Annotated in this window: 25 protein-coding genes; 8 read left to right on the top strand and 17 right to left on the bottom strand. The window is 69.9% G+C overall.

Annotated elements, in window-relative coordinates:
* Positions 1-147: 147 nt before the first annotated feature.
* The 13 genes from ACIBTM_RS32810 to ACIBTM_RS32750 form a co-directional block, all read right to left on the bottom strand.
* Positions 148-2076: a peptidoglycan D,D-transpeptidase FtsI family protein gene (locus ACIBTM_RS32810; RefSeq protein WP_395881034.1), complete on the bottom strand. Its 1929-nt coding sequence runs from the start codon at positions 2074-2076 to the stop codon at positions 148-150.
* The gene (locus ACIBTM_RS32805) at positions 2076-2783 is read right to left on the bottom strand and encodes a hypothetical protein (protein WP_395881033.1); all 708 of its coding nucleotides are present in this window, start codon (positions 2781-2783) and stop codon (positions 2076-2078) included. The genes ACIBTM_RS32810 and ACIBTM_RS32805 overlap by 1 nt, the downstream gene beginning before the upstream one ends.
* Entirely contained in the window at positions 2780-3739 is a 960-nt protein-coding gene (rsmH, locus tag ACIBTM_RS32800; protein WP_395881032.1) for a 16S rRNA (cytosine(1402)-N(4))-methyltransferase RsmH, read from the bottom strand. Before rsmH ends, ACIBTM_RS32805 begins: the two co-directional genes overlap by 4 nt.
* A gap of 204 nt (positions 3740-3943) precedes the next feature.
* Entirely contained in the window at positions 3944-4375 is a 432-nt protein-coding gene (mraZ, locus tag ACIBTM_RS32795; protein WP_005156436.1) for a division/cell wall cluster transcriptional repressor MraZ, read from the bottom strand.
* Positions 4376-4767: 392 nt separating this feature from the next.
* Positions 4768-5349, bottom strand: a complete 582-nt coding sequence (locus ACIBTM_RS32790) for a hypothetical protein (protein WP_395881031.1) — start codon at positions 5347-5349, stop codon at positions 4768-4770.
* Positions 5349-5846: a hypothetical protein gene (locus ACIBTM_RS32785; RefSeq protein WP_395881030.1), complete on the bottom strand. Its 498-nt coding sequence runs from the start codon at positions 5844-5846 to the stop codon at positions 5349-5351. Before ACIBTM_RS32785 ends, ACIBTM_RS32790 begins: the two co-directional genes overlap by 1 nt.
* Positions 5847-5931: 85 nt before the next feature.
* Entirely contained in the window at positions 5932-7071 is a 1140-nt protein-coding gene (locus tag ACIBTM_RS32780; protein ID WP_395881029.1) for a WXG100 family type VII secretion target, read from the bottom strand.
* Positions 7068-7391 (bottom strand): type VII secretion target, encoded by a 324-nt coding sequence (locus ACIBTM_RS32775; protein WP_037343180.1) that lies wholly within the window; start codon positions 7389-7391, stop codon positions 7068-7070. Before ACIBTM_RS32775 ends, ACIBTM_RS32780 begins: the two co-directional genes overlap by 4 nt.
* The gene (locus ACIBTM_RS32770; RefSeq protein ID WP_395881028.1) at positions 7388-7909 is read right to left on the bottom strand and encodes a YbaB/EbfC family nucleoid-associated protein; all 522 of its coding nucleotides are present in this window, start codon (positions 7907-7909) and stop codon (positions 7388-7390) included. Before ACIBTM_RS32770 ends, ACIBTM_RS32775 begins: the two co-directional genes overlap by 4 nt.
* A gap of 51 nt (positions 7910-7960) precedes the next feature.
* The gene (locus ACIBTM_RS32765) at positions 7961-8713 is read right to left on the bottom strand and encodes an ESX secretion-associated protein EspG (RefSeq protein ID WP_395881027.1); all 753 of its coding nucleotides are present in this window, start codon (positions 8711-8713) and stop codon (positions 7961-7963) included.
* Complete coding sequence (locus ACIBTM_RS32760; protein WP_395862730.1) at positions 8710-9288, bottom strand: PE-PGRS family protein; 579 nt, start codon at positions 9286-9288, stop codon at positions 8710-8712. The genes ACIBTM_RS32765 and ACIBTM_RS32760 overlap by 4 nt, the downstream gene beginning before the upstream one ends.
* An 11-nt stretch (positions 9289-9299) precedes the next feature.
* The gene (locus ACIBTM_RS32755) at positions 9300-9833 is read right to left on the bottom strand and encodes a DUF3558 domain-containing protein (protein ID WP_395881026.1); all 534 of its coding nucleotides are present in this window, start codon (positions 9831-9833) and stop codon (positions 9300-9302) included.
* Positions 9834-9837: 4 nt separating this feature from the next.
* A complete protein-coding gene (locus tag ACIBTM_RS32750) occupies positions 9838-10191 on the bottom strand; it encodes a hypothetical protein (protein WP_395881025.1) in 354 nt (117 codons plus the stop codon).
* A gap of 285 nt (positions 10192-10476) precedes the next feature.
* Here ACIBTM_RS32750 and ACIBTM_RS32745 point away from each other — a divergent pair, with 285 nt between their 5' ends.
* Genes ACIBTM_RS32745 through ACIBTM_RS32735 form a run of 3 tightly spaced genes read left to right on the top strand, consistent with a single transcriptional unit; the run spans position 10477 to position 15356 of the window.
* Positions 10477-11556, top strand: coding sequence for an AAA family ATPase (locus tag ACIBTM_RS32745; protein WP_395881024.1), 1080 nt, complete (start codon positions 10477-10479; stop codon positions 11554-11556).
* 21 nt (positions 11557-11577) lie between these two features.
* Positions 11578-12852: a DUF58 domain-containing protein gene (locus ACIBTM_RS32740; protein ID WP_395881023.1), complete on the top strand. Its 1275-nt coding sequence runs from the start codon at positions 11578-11580 to the stop codon at positions 12850-12852.
* The gene (locus ACIBTM_RS32735) at positions 12849-15356 is read left to right on the top strand and encodes a transglutaminaseTgpA domain-containing protein (RefSeq protein WP_395881022.1); all 2508 of its coding nucleotides are present in this window, start codon (positions 12849-12851) and stop codon (positions 15354-15356) included. Before ACIBTM_RS32740 ends, ACIBTM_RS32735 begins: the two co-directional genes overlap by 4 nt.
* Positions 15357-15588: 232 nt before the next feature.
* On the opposite strand, the gene ACIBTM_RS32730 is transcribed toward ACIBTM_RS32735, so the two are convergent.
* The 3 genes from ACIBTM_RS32730 to ACIBTM_RS32720 form a co-directional block, all read right to left on the bottom strand.
* A complete protein-coding gene (locus ACIBTM_RS32730; protein ID WP_016332659.1) occupies positions 15589-16005 on the bottom strand; it encodes a DUF3040 domain-containing protein in 417 nt (138 codons plus the stop codon).
* 197 nt (positions 16006-16202) lie between these two features.
* Entirely contained in the window at positions 16203-17420 is a 1218-nt protein-coding gene (gene dinB, locus ACIBTM_RS32725) for a DNA polymerase IV (RefSeq protein ID WP_395881296.1), read from the bottom strand.
* Positions 17421-17481: 61 nt separating this feature from the next.
* On the bottom strand, positions 17482-18213 hold the full coding sequence (locus ACIBTM_RS32720; RefSeq protein ID WP_395881021.1) for a methyltransferase domain-containing protein: 732 nt from the start codon (positions 18211-18213) through the stop codon (positions 17482-17484).
* Between the two features lie 109 nt (positions 18214-18322).
* On the opposite strand from ACIBTM_RS32720, the gene ACIBTM_RS32715 reads away from it, so the two are divergent.
* From ACIBTM_RS32715 to ACIBTM_RS32695, 5 genes are all read left to right on the top strand, one after another.
* A complete protein-coding gene (locus ACIBTM_RS32715) occupies positions 18323-19189 on the top strand; it encodes a ParA family protein (RefSeq protein WP_007029346.1) in 867 nt (288 codons plus the stop codon).
* A 6-nt stretch (positions 19190-19195) separates the two neighbouring features.
* Positions 19196-19999, top strand: coding sequence for a DNA-formamidopyrimidine glycosylase family protein (locus tag ACIBTM_RS32710; RefSeq protein ID WP_395881020.1), 804 nt, complete (start codon positions 19196-19198; stop codon positions 19997-19999).
* Between the two features lie 124 nt (positions 20000-20123).
* A complete protein-coding gene (gene add, locus ACIBTM_RS32705) occupies positions 20124-21173 on the top strand; it encodes an adenosine deaminase (protein ID WP_395881019.1) in 1050 nt (349 codons plus the stop codon).
* A 360-nt stretch (positions 21174-21533) separates the two neighbouring features.
* The gene (locus ACIBTM_RS32700) at positions 21534-22094 is read left to right on the top strand and encodes a GNAT family N-acetyltransferase (protein ID WP_037343152.1); all 561 of its coding nucleotides are present in this window, start codon (positions 21534-21536) and stop codon (positions 22092-22094) included.
* Positions 22095-22117: 23 nt separating this feature from the next.
* Positions 22118-23167, top strand: a complete 1050-nt coding sequence (locus tag ACIBTM_RS32695) for a quinone-dependent dihydroorotate dehydrogenase (protein WP_395881018.1) — start codon at positions 22118-22120, stop codon at positions 23165-23167.
* On the opposite strand, the gene ACIBTM_RS32690 is transcribed toward ACIBTM_RS32695, so the two are convergent.
* On the bottom strand, positions 23127-24761 hold the full coding sequence (locus tag ACIBTM_RS32690) for an amidase family protein (RefSeq protein WP_395881017.1): 1635 nt from the start codon (positions 24759-24761) through the stop codon (positions 23127-23129). The two genes, ACIBTM_RS32695 and ACIBTM_RS32690, sit on opposite strands and share 41 nt — an antisense overlap.
* Between the last annotated feature and the right edge of the window lie 75 nt (positions 24762-24836).

Raw genomic sequence — 24836 nt, 5'->3', positions numbered from 1 at the left:
GGCGCGCAGACCTGTTCACGCACAGCGACGATCGCGTGATCGGAGCCGTAACTCACGTGATTGGAGCCGTAACTCACGTGACTCCGGGCGGATGTGCGAGTTACGCCTTAAATCACGCGAGATCCGGCTCCAAGCACGTGAGTTACGTCAGGAGAGGACCAGCGGCACCTGAGGCGACGGACCGTCCGAAAGCGGGATCTGGAACCGCTGCGCCAGGTAAGCGGCCACCGAGTGGAACAGCGGCGCGGCCGAGAGTCCTTGCTGCAGGGTGGCGTCCGGCGCGTCGAGGCGGATGCCGACCACGAAGCGCGGGTTGTCGGCGGGCAGGATCCCGGCGAAGGTGATGTTGTACAGGTGGTCGCTGTACGTCTTCGTCTTCGGGTCGACCTGCTGGCCGGTGCCCGTCTTCCCCGAGATCTGGTAGCCCTCCAGCGCCGCCTTCGGGCCGGTGCCGCTCTGCTGCCCGCGGCCCTTCTGCGTCACCGCGCGCATCATGTCGCGTACGGTCTTCGCCGCCTGCGGGCTGATGACCTGGACGGTCTTCGGCGCCGGTTCCGGGACGAGCGTCCCGTCCGGGTTGACCTTCGCCTTGACCACCCGGGGTTCCACCCGCAGGCCGTCGTTCGCGATGGCCTGGTACATCCCGGCCATCTGCACCACCGTCATCGAAAGTCCCTGCCCGATCGGCAGGTTTCCGAAGGTCGTGGCCGACCATTGGTTACGCGGCGGCACGACACCCGGGCTTTCACCGGGGAGGCCGAGCCCCGTGCGCTGGCCGAGACCGAACTTCTTGAGCAGATCCGCGTACCGGTCCTCGCCGAGTTTCTGCGCCAGCAACAGGGTGCCGACGTTCGACGACTTCGCGAAGATGCCGGTGGTGGTGAACTGCTGGGTGCCGTGATGCCAGGCGTCCTTGACGATCTTGTCCGCGACCTGCAGCGAACCCGGCACCGGCAGGGAGGCCTCCGGTGTGGTGATACCCGCGTCGATCGCGCCCGCGGCGGTGACGATCTTGTTCACCGAACCGGGTTCGAACGGCGTGGTCACCGCGCGGTTGTTCAGGTTCTCGGTCTCGCTGCGCGAAGCGGGGTCGTTGAGGTTGACGGTCTTGTCGTTGGCCAGCGCGTAGACCTCGCCGGTCTTCGAATCCAGGATGACCGCCTGGCCGCCCTTGGCCTTCGACTTGGCGACGTAGTCGCTCAACTGCCGCTGCAGTTCGTACTGCAGGTCGGTGTCGATCGTGAGCTGCAGGTCCGAACCGGGGACGGCGTTCTGGATGTCCCGTTCGGTGCCGGGGATGACGAGGTTGTCGTTGCCGTTCCGGGTGTTGACGATCTTGCGGCCCGGCGTTCCGGCGAGGTCGTTGTCCCGTGAGGCTTCGAGACCGTAGCCACCGTGCAGGTTGTGCTTGGAGACGTCCTTGTCGTCGGTACGCCAGTTCGCGTATCCGACGATGTTCGCGCCGACCGAGTCGCCGGGATATTCCCGCTTCGAGCGCTTCTCGACGCTGATCCACGAGTACTGCTTGACGATCGCCTCGGCGACCGACGGTTCGATGTCGTGGACCAGGTAGGTGAAGCCGTCCGGCTTGTGGAACTTGTCCAGCAACTCCTGCTCGGTGATCACCCCGGGCAGCTTGGCCGCGATCAGTTTCGCCGCGCCCGCCACCTCGGTCTCGAAGTTCTTGCCCTTGGTCGGGTTCTTCGCGGCGAAGTCGTCCATCGTCTTGCGGAGCCAGTTCAGGCTCACCGCGAGGGTCCGCACCTCGACGCTGAACGCGATCTTCGTGCCGTTGCGGTCCAGAATGGACCCTCGCTGCGCGGGGCTTTCGATCACCGACGTCCGCTGCCGTTCCGCCGCCTCCGACAGCGCGCCGGCCTCGAACCACTGCACCTGCACCAGTTTGAGGCCGGCGAGCACCATCACGACGATCAGCAGGATCCGGACACCGGTGAACCGGCTCCGGTTCCCCCCGTTGCCCCGGCGGGCGGTGGCACGGCGGGTCCCGGCGGCGTAGGTCCGCCGCGCACTCCCCGCCGACCGGGCCCTGGCCTGCGCCGGGCGGCCGGGTGACATCACTGACCTCCCTGCGCCGGGGCCGCGTTCTCCTGAGGCACCGCGGGCTGGTCACCCTCGTACGGCGTGCCCTGCTGCGTGCCCTCGGCGGGCGGCGGCGCCGCCGACTCGGCCGAGGCCGCGGGCGCCTCGCCTTCGGCCTTCTTCGGCTCACCGACCACAGTGGACTGTCCATCCGGGCCGACCACGATATGCGCGGGGTCGCCGCCGGGCACCATGCCCAGTTCCCTGGCCTTGGGTGCCAGCGAAGCGGGCGACTCGGCCTTCGCGACCTCGCGCTGCAGCCGTTCCTTCGCCTCGGCGAGCCCGGCGTTGGTCGTGCGGAGTTGTTCGAGCCGGTACGAATCGGCGATGGCCTGCGTGGTCAGCCACAGCGTGCACGCCACGCCGACGGCCAGCATGCCCATCATCATCAGCACGAACGACGCACGCGAGCGCGGCCAGCGCAGCTTGAACTTCTTCTTCGGCTCTTCCTTGCCCGCGCCGCCTTCCGCGTCGGGACGGTTCCGTTGCTGGTCTCGCTGCAGCAGGTCGGCGCGCTGGGCACGGCGGGCGTAGGCACGCTCGGCCGCCGACGTCCGGCCCCGGGAGGCGCGGGACGTCTTGGTCTCGGTGGTGTCGGGTGTCTGGTCGACGGTGGCGGCCGCGCGGGCACGCCGTCCGGGCGGCGGTGTCCGGCGGCCGCGGGACTTCGCGGGAGCGGTCATCGTGCTCGGTCTCCGATCCGTTCGGCGGCCCGTAGCCGCACGGAGGCGGCCCGCGTGTTCTGTTCGGTCTCCGCCTCGCCGGCCTTCTCGGCCCCTCTGGTGAGCAGTTTCAGTTCCGGGCCGTGGCCCGGCAGTTCCACCGGAAGCCCTTCCGGCGTCCGGGATTTCGCCAGTTCCGCGAAGGCCTGCTTGACCAGCCTGTCTTCGAGGGACTGATAGGACTCCACGACGATGCGGCCGCCGACGGCGAGGCAGGACAGCGCCCTCGGCATCGCCCGCCGCAGCACCTCCAGTTCGCCGTTGACCTCGATCCGCAACGCCTGGAAGGTGCGCTTCGCCGGATGCCCGCCGGTGCGCCTGCTCGCCGCGGGGACCGCGTCGTACAGCAGTTCCACCAGCCGCCCGCTACGGGTGAAGGGTTCCTTCTCTCGTTCCGCCACAACGGCTTTGACGATCCGCTGGGCGAAGCGTTCCTCGCCGTAGTCGCGCAGGATCCGGATCAGCTCGCCGGGGGCGTAGGTGTTGAGCACGTCGGCCGCGGTGAATCCGGTGGTCGGGTCCATCCGCATGTCGAGCGGGGAATCCTTGGAATAGGCGAAACCGCGCTCGGCACGGTCGAGCTGCATCGAGGAGACACCGAGGTCGAACAGGATCCCGTCCACTCTGGACAGTCCGAGCCCCTGCAGCGCGGACGGCATCTCGTCGTAGACGGCGTGTACGAAGTCGACACGATCACCGTGCCGCGCAAGCCGTTTCGCGGAGAGTTCCAGCGCGTTGGGGTCACGGTCGAGGGCGACCAGGCGCAGCGAGGGGAACGCGGTGAGCAGCGCGTCGGAATGACCGCCGAGTCCGACGGTCGCGTCGACCAGCACGGCCTCGCGGTCGGAGAAGACCGGCGCGAACAGTTCGACGATGCGGTCCAGCAGCACCGGGACGTGCTCGTGTTCGTCTGCCATGTCTTCCCCCCTTTCCTGTAGTGCCGGGGAAGATGCCGGATGCCGTCAGGTCCCTGTCCGCCCGCCTGCTGACCTGGTACCGGGGAAGGTGTACCAGGGCCACTGAGCGGACAGAGGCCTCACGGCATCCGTGTGGGCGGTTCCCGGCGTACCCGAAGCGTGAACCCGCGCCCCCCGACGGCGTGGGTGCTTCCTCGGCCACGTCTAGAAGACGCCCGGCAGAACTTCCTCTCGAGCCTTCGCGTAGCTGTCCTCGTGTTCGTCCAGGTAGCCCTGCCACGCTTGGGCGTCCCAGATCTCCAGCCTGGTGATCGCCCCGATCACCACGCACTCCTTGTTCAACCCGGCGTAGCGCCGGAGCTCGGACGCGATCGCGATACGTCCTTGCCCGTCCGGGCGTTGTTCGTCCGTTCCGGCGAAGAGATAACGCTGGTAGGCCCGGACCGCCTCGTTCGTGAACGGGGCGTCGGCGACCTTCCTCGCCATCTGCTCGAACTCGGCCCGGGGAAAGACGAAGAGACAGTGATCCTGTCCCTTGGTGACCATCAGCCCACCGGCGAGCGCGTCGCGGAACTTCGCGGGCAGCGTGAGCCGCCCCTTGTCATCCAGTTTCGGGGTGTGGGTGCCGAGGAACACCGGCTCCACCTCCCTACCGATCCTGGCTGCGAACAACCAAGCCCGGCCACGGGGCTCCCTTCTGCCCCACTGCGCACCACCGTACCCCACTTTTCACCACAGTCAACGCGGCAAAAGCCGCGACCACTCCGTCGTGTCAGACGTTTTCGCTGGTCAGCCAGGTGGGGCCTGGTGGGGGCTCAGTGGGGGACGGTGGCCAAGATCCCCCTGGGCGGGTATCGAAGCAACCTCATCCATGCTTGACACGTCCGGATATCGGCCGCCAGAACCCTGCTGTGGAGCGAAGTGGGGGTGAAAGTGGGGAATCCGGTGGGGCGCGGTGGGGACGGCCGAGGACACAGTGGAGGGTGCCGTCGGGTCATCCCATGACCTGGGTCGACAAAGGACTGAGGTCAGCCGCGGTCGCGCTTGCGACGGCGTCCGTTCATTCCTGGTGTCGTGCGACGGCTCACACCGCGCCAGTCCTTGGGCTTCTCCTTCGGTTCGGGCAGCAGCCTGCCGAGGCGGTCACCTACCCAGAACCCAGCGATCCAGCCTGGGATCACGCTCACGAAGACGAGCAGGATCCACCAGCCGTCGGCGACCGGCCACAGCGGTCGATCGGCCGGCACGACGGAAGCTCCGCCTCGCGAACTGTTCTTCTTCCGGTACTTGTACTCCTCCACCGCGACGCTGCCCGAAAGCGCGGAAACCGCGGTGACCGACGTGGTGGAGACCTGTTCTCCGCCTGGCGGAACCTTGTCCCACCGGACTTCCGCCTCGCACGAGAACGTCATCCAGATGTGGACCGCGTTCCGCCGGCACTGCCCGACCTCAGCGGTGCCTGTCCGGGTCAGCGTGCCCCAGGGCTCGAACCCGACCACCCACTGCAGGGAGAACATCAGCCACAAGGTGAGGATCACGCCGACGGCGCCCATCACGCCTGGGGGCCACCATCGGGTCCGGCGGGCCGGGCTCCCCGTCTGTTCGGACATCAGCGGCCTCGCCGTCGACGGCGTCCGTTCATTCCTGGTGTCGCGCGACGGCTCACGCCGCGCCAGTCCTTGGACTTCTCCTTCGGTTCAGGCAGGAGCCTGTCGATACCCTTCCCCGCGAACCAGCCCACGGCATATCCGGGGATCAGGCTCACGACGGTGAAGAAGAACCACCAGCCGAACGAGAACAGCGGCCTTGGGCGTTCGACGGGGACGGCGTTGTACTGCGACCCGCCATAGCGGCCCGCGGACTGGTAGGACACGACGTTCACCTCGCCCGACAGGTTCGAAACAGAACCGATCACAGCGGAAGTGACGAGAGGCTTGCCCGGCGCCTTCCGATCCCACGTCACCTCGGCTTGGCAGACATGGATCAGCCAGAACCGCAGCGGGCTGCGGTGGCATTCCTGGATGCGCGCCACCCCGAACCGGTCCACCTTCCCCGTGTCGCTGATCCCCAGTGACAATCCCAGCGAGAACATGAACCATGCGGTCACCACCGCGACGATGACACCGGAGAGCACCCTCAGACTGACCCGGCCTCGCCGTTTCCGAACCGGCCGCTCGTCTTGTCCGGTCGGTTCAGTCATCGTCGTCGTCGAGCGTTCCGCTGATCCGGCCGCTGGCGGGCGGTGTGACCCTGCCGCGCTCGGGCGATCCGCCGTCGTATTGGACGCGGTTTTCCGCGGCGGCCTTGCCTGCTTCCTTCCCGGCCTTCAGGTAGGTGTTGTCCGCGATCTTGCCCGCGACGGTGTTCTCCATCCGGTCCGTCCCGCCCCGCGCGTGTTTGAGCAGACGCTCGGCGCCGGTCGCGTCGGAGTCCAGGGCCTTCTTCGCGAGCTTGAGGTTGTCGGCTTTGAAAGCGGCCAGCGTCTTGTCGCTGGCCTTGATCGCCTGATTGGCCTCGTGGCCCAGGTCCGAAGCCTTGCGCCCCAGAACCCGTGCCGCCTCCCGGGCCCGGTCGCTCGATCCTTCGAACCTCTTCACGAACTTCTGGATGGCGCTGAGCAGCTTGCCGAGCTTCTTCTGGATCTTCGCCATGACCTTCACCGCGTCGGCGAAGATGCTCGCGGTGAACGCGGCGACGGAACCGCCGAGGGTGAACCACGACGAAGCGAGCGCCAGGAGCGCACGGGTGATCACGTCGCTGATGAAGCCGGCGATGATGTCGAAGATGAGCGCCCGAGCGGTGGCCACCACCATCCCGCCCGTGGTGATCCAGTGGGCCGAATCCTTCGCCTCGGCGGCGACGTCGCGCAAGGACCGCGTGTACTGCAACGCGACCCGCCGGTACGCGATCGCCGCGTCGCCGTCCCACCCGGATGTCGTGCTCAGTGAACCTTCGTAGTCACCCGCGACGGCTTCGAGCTCGATGGCGATGTTGTTCCACGTCTGCGCCGCCTGCTGGACCAGATCGGGATCACCGGTGAGGATCTCCAGCGGTTCACGGATGAAATCCAGGTTCTCCATCAGCCAGCCGACTCCGGCCTTCACCAGCTCACCGAGCGGGTTCAAGCCCATCGACAGCAGGTCGAGCCCGACCGAGACCCCGTCCATGGCGAGCGCGAAAGCGTCGATGTCTTGGCCTTGCTCGGGATTCAAGGTGCCGGCTAGTCCTTCGAGGCTGTCTGCCAGGCCGCCACCCTTGAAGTTCTTCTTCTCTTCCTCTTTCTGCGCGACCAGGTTCTGTTCCCTCGGCCCCGCGACCGGTCCTTCGCTCACAGCTTCTTCCCCAGGTCCCGGCCGAGCTGCGCCGCGTCGTCGTCGATCTTCGTGTAGTCCGTGGCCGCCTTCCGCAGCGCATCGGACAACGCGTCGCCGAGATTCGCCGCGCTGGTCATCAGCTCGTCCGCGTCACCCTGCGCCAGCTGCAGGACTCCGCCGACGGGCACCGCGCACAGCAGGCCATAGCCCTGGAAGCCGCCCATCCCGACCTGGTTCGCCGCCGAGGCCGCGCCGCGGATGCGGTCGGCGAGGTCGGCGACCTGGTCCGCGTGTGCCTTGAGGCGTTCCGGCGAGACGCCGTATCCCGGCCCGCTCACGAGCGGCCGGTCCAGTCGACGTGCTGGAAGTCCTCACCGTCGTCCTCATCGGACACGGGACGAGGCGGCCGGGGTTTCGCGGGCGGTGGCTCGGCCACCGGAACACCGAAGCGGGCGGAGTCGTCCGGTTCAGGAGCGGGCTGCGCTTCTTCCCGCGGCGGCAGCGTGCTCTTGATGAAGTCCACCGCGTCGGAGTCTTCGCCGGTCAGCCCGGCCATGATCTCCAGCGTCCGGTCCGCCGCGCGCGTCGTCGCCTTGCGATAGGTGCTCATGATCAGCGACGCGAGCTGAGCGGGCGGCCGTTCCTGCGCCTGCGGGGACAACGAGAGCGACGTCAGTCCCCCACCGGGGTTGACCGTCACCGTGACCAGCCGATCCGGGCTGCTCAGCGTGACGACGTTGTTCTCCAGATCGGCCTTCGCCTGTTCCGCCTTGGCGAGCAGGGCGGCGCTGCGCCGCTCCTGTTCCCGCATCCACTCCTGCGGATCCCGCACTTCGCCACCGAATGGCACGCTCATTCCGAAACCCCCACTTCCCGAAGGCCCCCTCAGGCTTCGACTAGTCACAACCTAGCGGTCCGGGTCCAGCAACGAGGCCAGCCGCGCGGCCAGCCGGGGACCGTCCACAGGGGACACGTTCACCCACGCCTGCCCGCCGCGGCCCTCGGTCCGTGCCGCGCAGTAGGCGCCGACGTCGGTGTCGAACCAGGTCAGCCCGCCGGCCCGGTGCGCCCGGCCGTCGCGGTCGCGGGTCCGCACGGTGAACTGGCCCGCGCTGTAGACGGGCCGCGCCTGGATCGCGAGCACCTCGCGCAGCTGACTGTCCGAAGCCGACGATCGCCCGCCGTCGCCGAACACCGGATCCTCCAGATCGCCGCCGAAGCGCGCCGCGGGCAGGCTGATGCCGTAACCGGGGCCGGGCCGCAGTTCGGGCAGGACGTCGACGATCGCGGCGAACACCTCGCCGTCGCCGATCCCGGAAAGCGCGATGGTCTGCTCGGGCTGCGTGGCCAGCACGCCGTGCCGCCCCCGCGCGGCCGCGACCGCGCGGAACGGCGCCTGAGCCGTCATGTCGGCCAGCGCCTCGCATTCGACGTAGACCTCGGCGCGCGCGAGCAGGTCCAGCCGCGCTTCCAGGGCGGCGTCGAGCCGGTCCCCGTCATAAAGGCCTCGCTCGGCGAGGTTTTCGTAGACCGCGCCGCGGATCTCGGCGCGTTCCGCTTCCGTGACGCCGACACTGCGCACGGACAGCGGCCACGGCGGGGCCGCGTGCCCCAGATCGGACCAGAGGACGTCGAACGCCGACGCGGAAACGCGGATCAAGACCGCCCCAGCTCGGGCGGCTTCCCGAAGGAGACCTGTGGGGTCAGCGAGCGCAGTGAGGCATCGCGGGTGTTCATGACGTCGACGGCCTTGCGGCGGGCCTCTTCGGCTTCCGCGTGCTTGGCCTCCATCTCGTCGGCGAGCGCGGCCAGGAGCGCGAGATTCCCGCCTGCCGCGGCGCCGCGGATCATCGCGCCGGGGTCGTAGTCCACCGGCGGCGGCATGTCGGCGCGGGCCCGCGCCGCCGCTTCGGCCTGTCCGGACACGGCCTTCCCGAGCGAGGACGAGAGGTCCGCGGACCAGGCCAGCCAGCCGGACGCGGTGGCCAGCACCCCGCGGAGCGCGTCGCCCGCTTCCCCGCGCCAGTTCTCTTCGCTGCTGCCGACCAGCCCGGCCAGTTCGGACGTCGCGTCCTGCATACGCCGCGCGAGCGCGTCCCAGCCGGCGCCGATACCGCCCGCGGCCTCGGGGTCGTTGCCCGCTTCGACTTCGGCGGCCAGCGCTTCATGGCTGTACGCCTCGTATCGCGTGGCCGCGACCGGCACCTCGCGGCCGGGCGTCTCTCCTTCAGGCACGGCAGGTTCTCCTAAGGCAGTTTGGGTTCGGCCAATCCCGCCACCGTCACCGCGCGCTCGCAGGCGAGCGGGGTGTCGGTGAAGTTCGTGTTGCTCACGTCGATCTGGACGCTCGCCTTCTCCCCCATGCCGAGCAGGACCGCGCAGGTCCCGTCGGCGGCCTTCTTGTCGGCGACCTTGAGCGCGTCCCGGCCGCCGACCTTGGTCTTGGTGGCGGTCTTGCGCGCGACCTCCAGATCCGTCAGGCCGTTCTTCTCGTCCACGGTGATGGTGACGCCGAAGGTCGCGGGCACCGTCCAGTCGCAGGCGCGGGCTCCGTTGATCTCCTTCGCGACGCCGAGCACGTTGATCCCGGCGGTGGACCTGTCCTTCGGATCGAGCAGCGCGCACGGATCCAGGACCGCGGGCGGGACCGTGACGGCGGCGGAACCACCGGTGCTGACCGTCTCCATGCTCGGAGCCGGCGCCTGACCCGCGGCCCCTTGCCCGCAGGCGGACACCGTGAGAACGATCAGGACGCCGAGCGCGGAAAGACCGGACTTCATGGGGTCAGCCGCCGACACAATCCACGTCCGCCGCCGCCTGTTCATCCTGTCGGGTGTACTTGGCAAGAGCCTTCTCGATCCGGTTCTTGAGCGCCTCGAGTTCCTTGCCGAACGCGGTGAGCGCCTCGACCGCGGAGCCTTCGGTGCCGATTCCGTACTGCGCCATGAACTTGCCGACCTCGTCCGCGTATCCCCCGCCGAGGGGAACCGTGCGGCCGAGCACCTTGGCCTCGCGGACCATCTGGCCGACCACGTCTTGCAGGGCGGAGATCTTCGCGTGGGCGTCGGCGGCCAGCTCCGGCGCGACCGCGAACCCGCTCAGATCGAACCGTGGCTTGGCGGTACTCACCTCGCTCATAAGCGATTACGCCTCTCCGTAGTCGAGCGACCTCGCACCGGAGCATACGACAAAACAAGGGGTCAGCGGGAGCACCCGAAAACGCGCTCAGCTCACCCGATCGAGGTAAGGTCTCTGGTTGCACAGAGTCATCGACTGGGGTTGGCGGGGTTCCCCCCACGAGTTCGCCCGAGTTTGACACACTTCGTGGGAGGCTGACCGCTGCCCGGGGGACTGCCCGGGCCTTGAGAGCTGACCTTCAGCAGGATCCAGCGGACATCCAGCCACGCGGCATCAGGAGGTCGAGTGACGTCGAGAATCCAGTCTGCGACGCCTGGCGAACACCAGGGCGAGCAGGCAACCGGGCAAGCGCCGTACCCCACGGACGCCGGCTCGGTCAGCGGACGGCAGAACGGCCGGGAGGCCAGAGCGTCGCTGGACGAACTGCACGAGACCGCGCGGCGGATCGCCGCCAACGTGGAGCGGGTACTGGTCGGCAAACCCGACGTCATCCGCATCGCGCTCGTGACCCTGCTCGCCGAAGGCCACCTCCTCGTCGAAGACGTGCCCGGGGTCGGCAAGACCTCGCTGGCGAAAGCGCTGGCCCGCTCGATCGACTGCACCGTCAGCCGGATCCAGTTCACCCCCGACCTGTTGCCCAGCGACGTCACCGGGGTGTCGATCTACAACCGGCAGAGTGGCGGGTTCGAGTTCCGTCCCGGTCCGGTGTTCGCGAACATCGTGGTCGGCGACGAGATCAACCGTGCCTCGCCGAAGACGCAGTCGGCCCTGCTCGAATGCATGGAAGAGCACCAGGTCACCGTCGACACCTCGACCTACCATCTCGAAGAGCCGTTCATGGTGATCGCCACCCAGAACCCCATCGAGATGGAGGGCACCTACGCGCTGCCCGAGGCCCAGCGGGACCGGTTCACCGCGCGGGTGTCCATCGGCTATCCCGACCAGCAGGCCGAGCTGGCCATGGTCGACGAGCACGCCGGGCACAACCCGCTGGCCGATCTCGAGCCCGTGTCCGACCGCGAGTCGGTGCAGCGGCTGATCGAGACGGTGCGCTCGGTGCACATGTCACCGGAGATCCGCCGGTACGCCGTCGAGCTGGTGGCCGCGACCCGCCAGGTGCCGGAGATCCGCCTCGGCGCCTCGCCGCGGGCGACCCTGCAGCTGGTCCGAGCGGCCCGCGCGCAGGCCGCGCTCTCCGGCCGCGAGTTCGTCGTCCCGGACGACCTGCACACGGTCGCGGTCCCGGTGCTGGCCCACCGCATGGTGCTCACCACTGAGGCGCACGCCGCCCGCCGGTCGGCCACCGACGTGGTCCGCGCGATCCTGCACCGCGTTCCCGTTCCGCAGGGCTCGAACCACCGCTGACAAAGGAAATAGGGAACAGCCATGCTGCGTGCGCTGTCCGGCCTGACCACACGCGGCCGCTGCCTCCTCGCCGCCGGCGTCGCCGCGGCGGCGTGCTCGTTCGTGCTCAACGAACGGGATCTGCTGCGGGTCGCGGTGTTCGTGATCGCCCTGCCGCTGCTGGTCGCCTTCTTCATCTCGGCAACCCGGCTACGGCTGGGCGCGGCCCGCTCGCTGCGCCCGGAGCGGGTCTCGGTCGGCTCGCCGGGCGAGGTCCAGCTCGAACTCTGGCGTGACGGCAGGCTCCCGGCCGGCGAGGTACTGCTCGAAGACGGCGTGCCCTACGCGCTGGGTTCGCGGCCGCGCTTCGTCGTCGAACGCCTCCCCCACGACCGCCGGGTCGCGCTGCGGTATCCGCTGCAGCCGGTGCTGCGCGGGATCCAGCAGGTCGGCCCGCTGCGGGCGACGATCACCGACCCGTTCGGGCTGTGCGAGTTCGAACGTGAGCTGATCGGGCATTCCCGGCTGGTCGTCGTGCCGAAGGTGGTCGGCCTGTGGGGGCTGCCCAGTGGCGCCGGGATCGGCGCCGGTGACGACGGCAGCATCCGCCTGCACGCCGGACAGGGCGAGTCGGACGTCATCGTCCGGCAGTACCGCCAGGGCGACGACCTGCGGAAGGTCCACTGGCGCTCGACCGCCCGCCGCGACGAGATCATGGTCCGCGTCGAGGAACGGCCGTGGCGCGGCGGCACCACGGTGCTGCTGGACCACCGCGCGGCGGCGCACCACGGCACCGGTCCCGCGGCGAGCCTGGAATGGGCCGTCTCGTTCGCCGCTTCCGTGTCGCTGCACCTGCGCCGTTCCGGTCACCGGGTCCGGCTGATCACCGAACACGGCCAGACCCTGGCCGACACCCCCGGCGAGGGTGGCGAGCACTACGACAACGTCGTACTCGACGTCCTCGCCGCGCTCCAGCCCGCGCACCAGCGCGACATCACCCTCGGCCACGACCCGGCCGAGGGACAGGAACTCATCGCGGTGCTCGGCACCGTCAGCAACGAATCCGTGCACGAGCTGTCCCGGTACCGCCCGCGCGGGATCCGGAGCCTCGCCGTGCTGCTCGACACCCCCGGCTGGTCGTCCGGCGTCAACCGGCCCGAAAACCGGGCCGCCGCCACCGAGGAATCGGTGGCGCTGCTGCGAGCCGCGGGCTGGGGCGTCGTCGTCGCCGGTCCGGGATCGCCCATGCCGCAGGTATGGGCCGAGCTCTGCCAGACGGCCACCCGCCGGGGCACGCTGATCGGAGGCGGCCTGTGACCGCGACCGCGCCACCCCTGCCGCACACCCCCAAACCCCGTCCCGCCGCCCCGCCGCCGGTCTGGACGAGCAGTGTTCTCGCGCCGGTCGCCGCCGGGCTCGCCACGCTGTTCGCCTCGACCTCGCTCACCGGCGTGGTCGCCGGCTGGGCGTGGTTCGGCTACCTGCTGGTCGCCGTCGTGCTGATCGCCTCGACCGGCCTCGCCCTGCGCTCGCTGCGCGCGCCGACCATCGTCGTCGGCCTGGCGCAGCTGCTGGTGCTGCTGTTCCTGATCACCGGGGCGTTCACCACCAGCGGGATCCTGAAGATCTTCCCCGGCCCGGACGCGCTCGACGAACTGCGCGGTGTCCTCGGCGCCGCGGCCGAGCAGATCCGCGTCGGCCTGCCCCCGGTCGAGGGAACCCCGCCGATCCTCTGCCTGATCACCATCGCGATCGGCCTGGTCGCGGTCCTGGTCGACACGCTGGCCGTGGCCGCCGCCGCGCCCGCCGCGACCGGCCTGGTCCTGCTGTGCGTGTACGCCGTCCCGGCCGCGCTGGCCGAGGACATGCTGCCGTGGTGGACGTTCCTGCTCGGCGCGGCCGCGTTCGCCGGCCTGCTCGCCGTCGACGGCAACCACCGGCATCGCCGCTGGCGCAACCGGGACGCGCCCGGACTGGGCAACTCGGCGAGCACGCTGTCGGCCCCCGTCGGCGTGGTGGCCGCCGCGATCGCGATGGGCCTGGTGATCGGCACCGCCGTCACCGGTGTCGGCACCGTGGGCAGCCTTCCCGGCGGCCAGGGCTCGGGCCGCGGTGGCGCGGGCGGCTTCGGCGTCGAACCGTTCACCCAGCTGCGTGGCCTGCTCGATCAGGGCGAGAACGTGGAGCTGTTCAAGGTCTACGGGATGGGCGCGGACAAACGCCTGCTGCGCGCGTTCACGCTCGACACGTACACGCCGAACAAGGGCTGGGGGCTGGCGCAGAACGGCCGCGCCCAGCAGGGCGTGCAGGCCAACAAGGGGCTTCCGCCCGCTCCGGGTGACGACGGCGCCGGGCCCGGGCGTGAGATCCGGATCGAGCCGACGAACTGGGTCGACAACTGGCTGCCGATCTACGGCGCGCCGAGGGCGCTCAACGGGCTGGCCGACAACTGGCTGTACGACCCGGTCGGCGGTGCCGTGTTCACCACGACCAAGCAGAACGCGCCCGCCTACACCGAGACCGCGTCCATCAAGGAACCGTCGAAGGACGAACTCCGGCTCGACGACGCCCGCCTGGCCGAGGTGCCGCCGCAGTTCACCCAGGTCGACCGCATCGACCCCCGCGTGGTCGCGAAGGCCAAGCAGCTGACGGAAAACGAGTCCAACAACTTCGACAAGGCGCAGGCGCTCTGGTCGTTCTTCACCGCGCAGAACGGCTTCGTGTACGACACCAAAACCGCCGACGCCACCGACTCCGACGCGCTCGCCGACTTCATCCTCAACGGCAAACGAGGGTTCTGCGAGCAGTTCGCGTCCGCGATGGCCGTGATGCTGCGGTCGGTCGGCATCCCGTCGCGGGTCGCCATCGGCTTCACCTCCGGGACGCCGAAGGGCGATCACGTCTCGATCAGCTCCGAAGACGCCCACGCGTGGGTCGAGGTCTACTTCCAGACGAAGGGCTGGGTCAGCTTCGACCCGACCCCGCTGGTCGACGGCCGCGCGGTCGTCCCGCCGTACCTGCAGAACGACGCCGGCAGCTCCACGACCAACGACACCCAGGAAGTGCCGAGCGCGCCCGCGTCGAGCGCCCCCGCCACCGGTACCCCCCGCGACCAGGGCGAGGACCCCGGTGCCGACGGCGGCACGGGCCAGCAGGAGGAAGAGCCGCTGTGGCCCGCCATCCTCGCCGGGATCCTCGGCGGGCTGGCGGCCGCGCTGACCGTGGTCGCGATCGTGCGGACGCGGTTGAGATACCGGGCGCTGATGCGGCCGTCGTCCTCACCGGACTCGCCCGCACCGGAACACGGATTCATGGACAACCAGAACGTGACGAACTGGCTCCCGCTGATCGCGATCGGGCTGTGGGTGGCGGCGTTCGCGTTCCTGGCGGCGTGGGTGTCGTGGTGGTTCGCGCTGGCGCTGGTGCTCGTCCTCGGCGGGCTCGGCACGCCGACGGCGATCCGGGAGATCAAGCGACGGCTGCGGCTGCAGAAGATCGCGTCCCACTCCCCCGCCGCGGCCGACGCGGCGTGGCGGGAACTGATGGACGAGTGCGCGGACCGCGGCCTGCCGCTGTCCGGCGGCGACACGGTGCGCGTGGCGGGCCGGAAGGTCGTCGAGAAGCACCGGCTGGACGAGGAGGGCCGCTCCGGTCTGCGGACGGTCATCGGTGTCGTGGAGCGATCCTGGTACTCGGACAAGCCGGCCGACGACCAGACGCTGGGCCCGGCCTTCGACGAGGTTCGCAAGAGCCTGAAGCGGAACGCGCCCATGTCCTGGAAGGGCCGTCTGTTCCCGCGGTCGCTGCGGCGAGGCAAGTAGCCCTGTGTCCTAGGTGCGTCCTCGCCGTGCGCGGATGGCGGTTTCGCGTGACTGGACGGACGACACGCGTGTCGTCCGTCCAGTCACGCGTGTCGTCCGTCGGATCACGCGTGCCGTCCTGTCAGGCACGTGAAGGCCACGCCATCAGGCACCACATCCGCCCGCCGGGAACATGACAACGCGAACATGCCAGCAAGGCATCGCCCTGCCGGCATGTTCGCGTGTGTGGGAGCTATTGCTCCTCGAAGCGCTGGCGGAAGCGCTCTTCCATGCGCTGGGTGAACGAGCTCCGGCGCGTGGACGACTTGCCGCCGCCACCTCCACCGGCCCCCGGGCCACCGCTGTCCTTGCCGCCTTCCGCTTCGGCTCCTTGCCGAATCGATGTGACGGCCATCATGACTCCGAAGAACATCACGAGGAACCCGAGCACGCTGATCACTGGGATCTCGGCCACCCGGATGTTGACCACCACGCCGAGCACCAACAGTGCGACGCCCACTACGAACAGGGCGATGCCCTGCAAACGCCGTCGGCGGGCGGGGCGGCGCAACCGGGTGCCTCGCACCGTGGATGCGAACTTGGGGTCCTCGGCATAGAGCTCGCGCTCGATCTGATCGAGCAGCCGCTGCTCATGCTCGGAGAGTGGCATCTTTCCTCCTCCGGCACAGCTGTCGCGGGCGCCGGGCCGCGCAACGTCATGGACCCAACAGACAACCCCAGGCGGGGTGTCTCTGTCCAGGATACGAGCCCCGCGCTCGTCCGACTACCCGATCCCGTATCCAGAAGGGATCGAATTGGCCGAAACCACCCGACTCGGCTCTCTCGAAGACGACCGAGCAGGCGATGTCACTGGTCACGGGGGGTCAGCAGTGACGCGGGCCGCACCGCGGCGGCGCCGAACTTCGACCTCGCGACGTCGGCGGCGACTTCCGCATCCCGCCAACGGGGTTCAGCGGATTCGAAAAGCAGCTGCTCTCCGCTACTCTCCGTGTCCAATCCCTCGACTCTTACGCCGATCAGGCGGACTGCGCCCGTCGGCGCGTGCTCGGCGAGGAGCTCGACGGCAGTGCGGTGGATGTCGCGGGCCACATCCACTCCTACGGCGGTTGTCCTGGCGCGGGTGATGGTCTTGAAGTCCGCGAACCGGACCTTGATCGACACCGTCCGCCCGCGAAGCCCCCGGCGGCGCAGGGTGGCGGCGACGCGTTCCGACAGCCGGAGCAGTTCCAGCCCGAGCGCCGAGCGGTCGTGGAGGTCGACGTCGAAGGTCACTTCGGCGCCGATCGACTTGTCCGGCGACTCCGGGACGACCTTGCGGTCGTCGTGCCCGTTCGCGAGCGCGTACAGATGCTCCCCCAGCGCCCGCCCGAGCGACCGCCTCAGCCTGGACAGCGGAGCGGCGGCGACGTCGGCGATGGTGTCGAGCCCCTGCTGCCGCAGGTGCTCCTCGGTGCGCTTGCCCACGCCCCACAGCGCCGACACGGGCAGCGGGTGCAGGAACGCGAGCGTCTCGGCCGCCGGGACGACGACCATGCCGTCCGGTTTCGCCATCCCCGACGCCAGCTTCGCGACGAACTTGACCTTGGCGACGCCGACCGAGCAGCTGATCCCGAAGTCGGCGGCCACCCGCTCCCGGATCCAGGCCCCGAGCCGCGCGGGCGAGGAGTCCAGCCGTTTGAGCGCCCCGCTGACGTCCAGGAAGGCCTCGTCCAGGCTCAGCGGCTCCACCAGTGGCGTCAGCTCGCGGAAGATCCCCATGACGCCCTGGGACACCTCGCCGTAGAGCCCGGGCGTCGGGGTGATGCAGATCAGCTGCGGGCAGAGCCGCTTGGCCGTCGAGAACGGCATGGCCGACCGGACGCCGAACTCGCGCGCCGCGTAGCTCGCGGCCGCGACGACCGACCTCGGACCGCCACCGGAGACGACCACCGGCTTGCCCGCCAGCTCCGGGCGGGTGCGCAGCTCGCACGACACGAAGAAGGCGTCCATGTCGACGTGCAGCAGGCCGCAGCCGGTGTCGTCGGGCCAGGTGGTGGCCCCGGTCGTCACGCGGTAGCGGGCCATCCCTCCTGGCAGTTCAGCGTTTCGTCCCACGGGCAGACGCTAGCCCGGACCACCGACAATCTCAGGGACGGCGGGCCAGCAGGTGCAGCCGGCTGGCGATGTCCCGCAACGGCGGGACCGACGCCGCCGCCAGCTCGAACTCGGCCAGATCCTCTTCCCGCACCCCGCCGGGCACGAAGTCCGCCACGACGCCGTCGCCCTGCAGCGAGGTCACTTCGAGCCCCACCGCGATCAGCTGGGCGCGCAGGGCCTCGGCGTCGAACCGCCGCAGCACGGTCTCCCGGCCGCCGCCGAGCACACCGCTTTCGGCCGCGAGCAGCTCCCTCGCCTCCCCGAGACGTCCGGCCAGCGCGCGCTGCAGGATCGCGGCGTGCCGGTTCGCCACCAGCACCGAGACCGCGCCGCCGGGTTTGACCGCGGCGGCCAGCGCGGCGAGCACGAGCGCCGGGTCGTCGACGACTTCGAGCAGGCCGTGCGCGAGGACGAGGTCGGCCGATCCGGCGGCGACGTGGGCTCCGAGCGCGTCGGAGTCGTCGGCGATCACCGTGATGCTTCCGGAGACGCCCTCTTCTTCGGCGCGGCGGCGCAGGGTCGCCAGCGCGTTGGGGTTCGGTTCGACCACGGTCACCAGGCAGCCGGCCGAGGCCAGCGGTACCGCCCAGCCGCCGCTGCCGCCGCCGACGTCGACGACGTGCGGCTGTTGTGCGCCTCGCGCCCGTGCGGCCCGGAGTTCTGCTTCGAGAACCCGGCGAACCGCCCCCGATCCCCGCGTGGCCACGGTGTCCGTCTTCATAAACGCACAGGGTAATGCCCGCCTTCGCCGGCCCGCCGGGTGTAGTCCGATGCGGTGTTCGACACCTTGCCAAGGGGCCACCCCGCCGACTGCCCGTAGGCTGTATCGAGTGCACACGGTCGCTGTTCTCAGCCTGAAGGGTGGCGTCGGTAAAACGACGGTCGCCCTCGGTGTCGCGTCCGCCGCGCTGCGTAGGGGCGCCCGGACTCTCGTGGCCGACCTCGACCCGCAAGGCAACGCCACCACCTCGCTGGACCCGCCCTTCACCGATCGGACGCTGGCCGACGTCCTCGAGACGCCGGTGCGTTCGGTGCTCGAACGGGCGATCGCGCCCAGCGTGTGGAGCGACCAGATCGACGTCCTCGTCGGCGCCGAAGAACTCGAGATGCTGAACGAGCCCGACGCCGACAGCCGCCGATTGGAGAACCTCTCCCGCGCGCTCGACGAACTGCACACGAACCCGCTGCGCGAGGAACCCTACGAACTGGTGATCCTCGACTGCCCGCCGTCGCTGGGCAGGCTGACCCGCTCCGCGCTGGTGGCCGCGGACAGCGCCCTGATCGTCACCGAGCCGACGATGTACGCCGTCTCCGGCGCCCGCCGCGCCCTCGACGCGATCGAGAAGATCCGCGAAGAGCAGAACCCGGGGCTGCGGCCGATCGGCGTCGTGGTCAACAAGCTCCGCGTGCGCTCCTACGAGCACCAGTTCCGCGTGGCCGAACTGCGGGAGAACTTCGGCCCGCTGGTGATGCCGACGGCCATCCCGGACCGGCTCGCGGTGCAGCAGGCGCAGGGCGCGTGCAGCCCGATCCACGAGTGGCACTCCCCCGGCGCGCAGGAGATCGCGCTCACCTTCAACATGGTGCTGGCGAAGGTCCTGCGTTCGAGCCGGGCCGGGCGGCATCGCGTCCGCGGCGAGGAAGAGCCCGAGACCACCGAGGCGCCCGCCAAGCTGAGCGACACCGGCACGGGATAGGCGCCGATGCCCGAAGGCGACACCGTCTTCCTCGCCGGCAAGGTCCTCGACAAGGCGTTGGCGGGCAAGACCCTGCTGCGCGGCGAGTTCAGGGTCCCGCGGCTGGCCACGACGGATCTCGCCGGACGTGACGTGCTCGGCGTCGGCACGGTCGGCAAGCATCTGCTGACCCGCCTCTCCGGCGATCTCACCCTGCACAGTCATCTGCGGATGGACGGCACCTGGGACGTCTACCGGGCGGGTGCGCGCTGGCGGCATCCGGCGCATCAGGCGCGGGTCATCCTGGCCACCGAGGAACTGCAGGCGATCGGCTTCCGCGTGCACGACCTCGAACTCGTGCCCACGGACGAGGAAGACCGCCTGGTCGGCCACCTCGGCCCGGATCTGCTCGATCCACAATGGACGGACGAGCTCGCGGCGCGGGCGGCGGCCGCGCTGGCCGCGGACCCGGATCGCGAACTGGGCGACGCCCTGCTGGATCAGCGGATCATGGCCGGGATCGGGAACCTGTACAAGGTCGAGATCTGCTTCCTGCTCAAGGTCTCCCCGTGGACGCCGGTGTCCGAAGTGGACACCGCGAAGGCCGTGGCGCTCGGCCGGAAGCTGCTGGTGGCCAATGCCTGGCGGCATGAGCAGATCACCACCGGCGACCCGCGCCGCGGCAGGCGGCAGTGGGTCTACGAACGCACCAGACAGGGCTGCTTCCGCTGCGGCGGCAAGGTGGAGGTACTCCAGCAGGGCACCGGATACCAGCAGCGGCCGACCTGGTTCTGCCCGAATTGCCAGCCCGGACCCCGCCCGGACCGGTAAGCTGGCCCCGTGACGCTGTTCAAGCTCCCGCTCTACGGGGCCGACACCGAACGCGGCGACCTCGCTCCCTGAGTCGCCCGCTCGCTCCGCACGTCACCTTTCACTTCTCCCAGGGAGCTTTGTCATGCCCGGAATCCTCACGGGCGGGGCGCTGCGCGCGTTCGTGCACGCCCTGCCCAAGGTCGAACTGCACGTCCATCTCGTCGGCTCGGCGAGCCTGCCCACGGTGCTGGAACTGGCCCGCCGCCGCCCGTCCGCGGGGGTGCCGACCGAGCCCGCGGCGCTCGCCGAGTTCTTCACCTTCCGCGATTTCCCGCATTTCCTCCGCAACTACCTGGCGGTGACGTCGCTCGTACGCGACGCCCGCGACATCCACACCCTCGTCACCGGGCTGGCGGCCGATCTGGCCGCGCAGAACGCCCGCTACGCCGAGGTCACCGTGACTCCGTACAACCACGTCCTCGACGGTATGCCGCCGGACGAGCTCCTCACCGGGCTCGCCACCGGACGGGCCGCGGCACGGGCCGACCACGGCGTGGAACTGGCCTGGTGCTTCGACATTCCCGGCGAGAAAGGGATCGTCGCCGGTCGCGAGACGGTCGTGTTCGCGCTCCGCGAACGCCCCGAAGGTCTGGTGTCCTTCGGGCTCGGCGGCCCCGAGGTCGGCGTCGGCCGCGCGCAGTTCGCCCCGTTCTTCACCACGGCGAGGGAGGCGGGGCTGCACAGCGTCCCGCACGCAGGCGAGACCACCGGGCCCGCCACGGTCTGGTCGGCGGTGCACGATCTCGGCGCCGAGCGGATCGGGCACGGCGTCGGCGCGCACACCGATCCGGCGCTACTGGAATACCTTGCCGTGCAACGGATCCCGTTGGAGGTCTGCCCCACGTCGAACCTGCGGACCGGGCAGTTCGCGTCGATCGCGGCGCATCCCGTGCGGCGGCTGCTCGACCACGGCGTGACGGTCACGCTCAACACCGACGACCCGCCGATGTTCGGCGCCACCCTCGACGGCGAGTACGTGGCGGTGGCCGAAACCCTCGGGCTGACGGCGGCCGAAATCGCCCTGTTCGCGAAGAACGCCGTGGAAGCCTCTTTTCTGCCCTCGGCGGACAAGGCCGTCCTGCTGCTGGAGATCGACGAAATCTTGTTGCAGGACCCCGAACTCCTCGCATAGCGTGGCGGTACACGAGAGAGGAGGTGGTCCAAAGTTGTATTCCAACAGGACTCGTGAGGTGGCTGTCCGCTAGCGGACCCCACGCGTAGGACTTCAGAGCAGCGATACAACGCAAGTTGGAGCCACCTTCGGCTCGTCGTCTCTGCTTCGCGTGATGCCTGATAGCGAATACCAGGCAGTCACCGGGCCCCCGAGGTTCCCGAGCACCGGTCCGGCTCGGGCCCGGACGCCGATTCCCGGCGTCCGGGAGCCGCCTCGGGGGTACCCCTATTTCCGGGGCCGGAGGACCACCCGCCGCCCCGAAGGACCGTCCGCCGCAGTTCCGCACCGGGAACCCCGTCGACTGGATAGCCTGACGCCATGCTGAGGCCCGATTTCCCGATCATCACCCAGCGACTGACCCTCCGCGCCTTCACCTCGGCGGATCTCGACGAACTCAACTCCTTCCAGTCCCGCGCCGACGTCGCCCGCTACCTCTATTGGGGTCCGCGCAGCCGGGCCGAATCCGCCGCCGCGCTCGCCAAACGGGTGCACAGCAGCAGCCTGTCGAAGGAAGGCCAGCTCCTCGCGGTGGCCGTGGAGCTGACCGAGACCGGGCAGCTGATCGGCGACTTGAACCTCGAATACCTCAGCAGCGAGCACCGTCAGGGCGAGATCGGGTTCGTCTTCCATCCCGATCACCACGGCAAGGGGTTCGCCGCGGAAGCCGCCACCGAACTGCTGCGCCTCGGCTTCGAAGAGCTGGGCCTGCACCGGATCATCGGCCGCTGTGACGGACGCAACACCGCGTCGGCCGCGCTGATGGAGCGCCTCGGCATGCGCAAGGAGGCGCATCTGCGCGAGAACGAGGTCGTCAAGGGCGAATGGACCGACGAACTCGTCTTCGCGATGCTCGAAGACGAGTGGAAGGCGAAGCGTTAGAGCTCACCAGGCATGATGGGGCCGTGCTCTTCGACAAGATCGTCCGCCCCGCTCTCTACCGGGTCTCCGGCAGCGACCCCGAAACCGTGCACGAACGCACCATCGGCTCGCTCGCCAGGCTGAGCCGGGTCTCCCCCGCGCTCGCCGCGCTCGGCCGCGTCTACCGGACGGACGATCCGGTCACCTTCCTCGGCCTGCGCTTCCCGAACCGGGTCGGCCTCGCCGCCGGGATGGACAAGAACGGCCGCGCCCTGCACGCCTGGCCCGCGCTCGGCTTCGGCTTCGTCGAGGTCGGCACGGTCACCCGGTATCCGCAGCCGGGCAACGACAAACCACGGTTGTTCACCCTCGCCGAGACCGACGCGGTGATCAACCGGATGGGCTTCAACAACGAAGGCGCGGAAGCGCTCGCCACCCGTCTCGCCGCGACCGGGAAGCCGCCCGTGCCGCTCGGCGTCAGCATCGGCAAGTCCAAGGTGACGCCGCTCGACGAGGCCGTCGAGGACTACCGGTTCTCGCTGCGGGCCTTGTACCCGTACGCCGACTACTTCGCCATCAACGTCAGTTCCCCGAACACTCCGGGACTGCGGGCGCTGCAGGACAAGTCCGCGCTGGCCGAACTGCTCGCCGAGCTGCGGGAGACCTCGGCCGAGCTCGCCGGCGACGCGAAGCCGACGCCGGTGCTGGTGAAGGTCGCCCCCGACCTCACCGACGAAGCGCTCGCGGAACTGCTGGAGGTCTGCCTCGAACACGGGGTCGCCGGGCTGATCGCGACCAACACGACGCTCTCGCGCGAAGGGATCGCCCCGTCCGAGGCCGCGATCGGCGAGCAGGCCGGCGGGTTGTCCGGCCGTCCGCTCACCGCGCGCTCGGTCGAGGTGGTGCGGTTCGTGCACGGCGAAACCGGCGGCAAGCTGCCGATCATCGGCGTCGGCGGGATCTTCGACGCCGGCGCCGCCGCACGGATGCTCGACGCCGGCGCCGGTCTCGTCCAGCTCTACACCGGTTTCGCCCTGCACGGTCCCGGTCTGGTCAAGCGGGTCGCCCGAGGTCTCGCGGCCCGGCCGTACTGACGAACCTGAGGTAGGCACGCCAGCACTGGTACCGCGTCAGCTCCGTCGCCGTCGCCGTCGCGGCCTGATCGCACAGGACGGCCAAAGGCGTTTCCCCGTTCTCCAGCCGGATCCGGCCCAGGACGAACGGGGCGGGCAGCGTGGCGGCGAAGGCGCCGAGAGCGGCGGGCGAGAGCCGCCAGCGTTCACCCGAAAGCATCGTGTGCTCGCCCGTGGCGCTCACCGGCACCACCCCCGGCTGGGGCGGATCGGTGGGCAGCAGCAGCATCCGGTAGCCCTCGCCGGTCTGGACCAGCCCGGTGAACCGCGCCCCGGCGCGGACCAGGCTTCCGTTCAAGGGCTGACCGCGCAGCTGCGCGCCGAACACCACGAGATCCGCACCCGGTGCGGGATAAGGGAAATCGGCCTGTTCGTCGGTGAGCACGGCGGCGAGGTCGATGGCGACCTGGTCGTCGAACGGCCGCACCACCACCGACACCCCGTACGGCCCGAGATCCGACGGCGACGCCGGTACCGTGACGGCGGCGAGGTCGAGCAGGTTGACGAACGCCGTGAAGCGTTCGAGCCGCTTCGAGACACCGTCCGGATCGGACAACGCCTCGGAGACGTCGGGATGGTCCGCGACGGTCGGGAGCACGAGGGCGTCGTACTCGGCCAGCATCCGGAGCGCGAGCATCCCGGCCTCGGCGACACGATGCCTGTCGGCGGTGAAGCCGTCGTCGTGGATCAGCTCGCCCACTTTCAGCAGTGCCGAGACCTCCACGGTCTCCACGAGGGCCCCGGACGCCCTCAGCGCCGAAACCGCGCCGAGGAAAGCGGATCGGGACTGCAGCGAAAGGCCGGTGAGCGTGTCGGAGCCCGGGATCGCCACCCTCGGCCGGTCGCCCGCCGACAACCGGACGTCCGGCGGCCAGTCGCGGGCGAGCGGGTCGATCCCGTCGGGACCGGTCATCAAGCCCAGCGCGCGTTGTCCCAGGGTGAGGCTGCGGGCGAACAAGGCGATCCCGCCGCACGGCGCGGCGCCGGTCTTCGGCACGAGCCCCAGCGTCGGCTTCAGCCCGACGATCCCGTTCAGCGAAGCGGGAACGCGGCCCCCGCCCGCCGTGTCCGTGCCGACCGCCAGATCGACAAGGCCGAGCGCGACGGCGACGGCCGCGCCACTGCTCGCGCTCCCGGAGACCCGGGCGGTGTTCAGCGCCGCGGTCACGGCGCCGTAGGGACTGCGGGTGTGCTCCAGGTCGCTGCCGAACCGGTCGCAGTTGGTCTTGCCGACCACGACCGCCCCGGCCGCGGTCAGCCGGGACACCGAGGTGGCGCCGGTACAGCAGATCTCTTCTCCCGCCGTGGGAAGACCGGCGACGTCGACCACGTCCGCGACCGCCACCAAGGTGCCCGCGAGCGGCAGATCCGCGCCCGCGCGAAGCCGTTCATCGACTGCTTTCGCGTCCACGAGGGCGTCCTCGACCGGGCGGAGGGTGATCCAGATGTCGGGGCGGTCGACTTCGGCTATCCGGTCGTAGGCGGCTATGACGCGCTGGTAGGAGCTGGGAGGCGGAACGGGAGTCGGCTCTGGTTCCGGGGGAAGCGTCGTCACTGGGCGTCCTTTCCTCGGTGGGGACGAGAAAGACCACTGCGCGAGATCCACTGTGTCCGGTCCGCCACCCTGGGA

The organism is Amycolatopsis sp. NPDC049868, assembly GCF_044461365.1.
Taxonomy (GTDB): domain Bacteria; phylum Actinomycetota; class Actinomycetes; order Mycobacteriales; family Pseudonocardiaceae; genus Amycolatopsis.
This window is presented reverse-complemented; position numbering and strand designations above follow the sequence as displayed.

Excerpts from the sequence above, each read along its gene's own strand:
- ACIBTM_RS32810 (WP_395881034.1), bottom strand. The coding sequence starts at position 2,076 with ATGTCACCCGGCCGCCCGGCGCAGGCCAGGGCCCGGTCGGCGGGGAGT.
- ACIBTM_RS32805 (WP_395881033.1), bottom strand. The coding sequence starts at position 2,783 with ATGACCGCTCCCGCGAAGTCCCGCGGCCGCCGGACACCGCCGCCCGGA.
- rsmH (WP_395881032.1), bottom strand. The coding sequence starts at position 3,739 with ATGGCAGACGAACACGAGCACGTCCCGGTGCTGCTGGACCGCATCGTC.
- ACIBTM_RS32790 (WP_395881031.1), bottom strand. The coding sequence starts at position 5,349 with ATGTCCGAACAGACGGGGAGCCCGGCCCGCCGGACCCGATGGTGGCCC.
- ACIBTM_RS32770 (WP_395881028.1), bottom strand. The coding sequence starts at position 7,909 with ATGAGCGTGCCATTCGGTGGCGAAGTGCGGGATCCGCAGGAGTGGATG.
- ACIBTM_RS32755 (WP_395881026.1), bottom strand. The coding sequence starts at position 9,833 with ATGAAGTCCGGTCTTTCCGCGCTCGGCGTCCTGATCGTTCTCACGGTG.
- ACIBTM_RS32750 (WP_395881025.1), bottom strand. The coding sequence starts at position 10,191 with ATGAGCGAGGTGAGTACCGCCAAGCCACGGTTCGATCTGAGCGGGTTC.
- ACIBTM_RS32740 (WP_395881023.1), top strand. The coding sequence starts at position 11,578 with ATGCTGCGTGCGCTGTCCGGCCTGACCACACGCGGCCGCTGCCTCCTC.
- ACIBTM_RS32730 (WP_016332659.1), bottom strand. The coding sequence starts at position 16,005 with ATGCCACTCTCCGAGCATGAGCAGCGGCTGCTCGATCAGATCGAGCGC.
- dinB (WP_395881296.1), bottom strand. The coding sequence starts at position 17,420 with ATGGCCCGCTACCGCGTGACGACCGGGGCCACCACCTGGCCCGACGAC.
- ACIBTM_RS32720 (WP_395881021.1), bottom strand. The coding sequence starts at position 18,213 with ATGAAGACGGACACCGTGGCCACGCGGGGATCGGGGGCGGTTCGCCGG.
- ACIBTM_RS32710 (WP_395881020.1), top strand. The coding sequence starts at position 19,196 with ATGCCCGAAGGCGACACCGTCTTCCTCGCCGGCAAGGTCCTCGACAAG.
- add (WP_395881019.1), top strand. The coding sequence starts at position 20,124 with ATGCCCGGAATCCTCACGGGCGGGGCGCTGCGCGCGTTCGTGCACGCC.
- ACIBTM_RS32700 (WP_037343152.1), top strand. The coding sequence starts at position 21,534 with ATGCTGAGGCCCGATTTCCCGATCATCACCCAGCGACTGACCCTCCGC.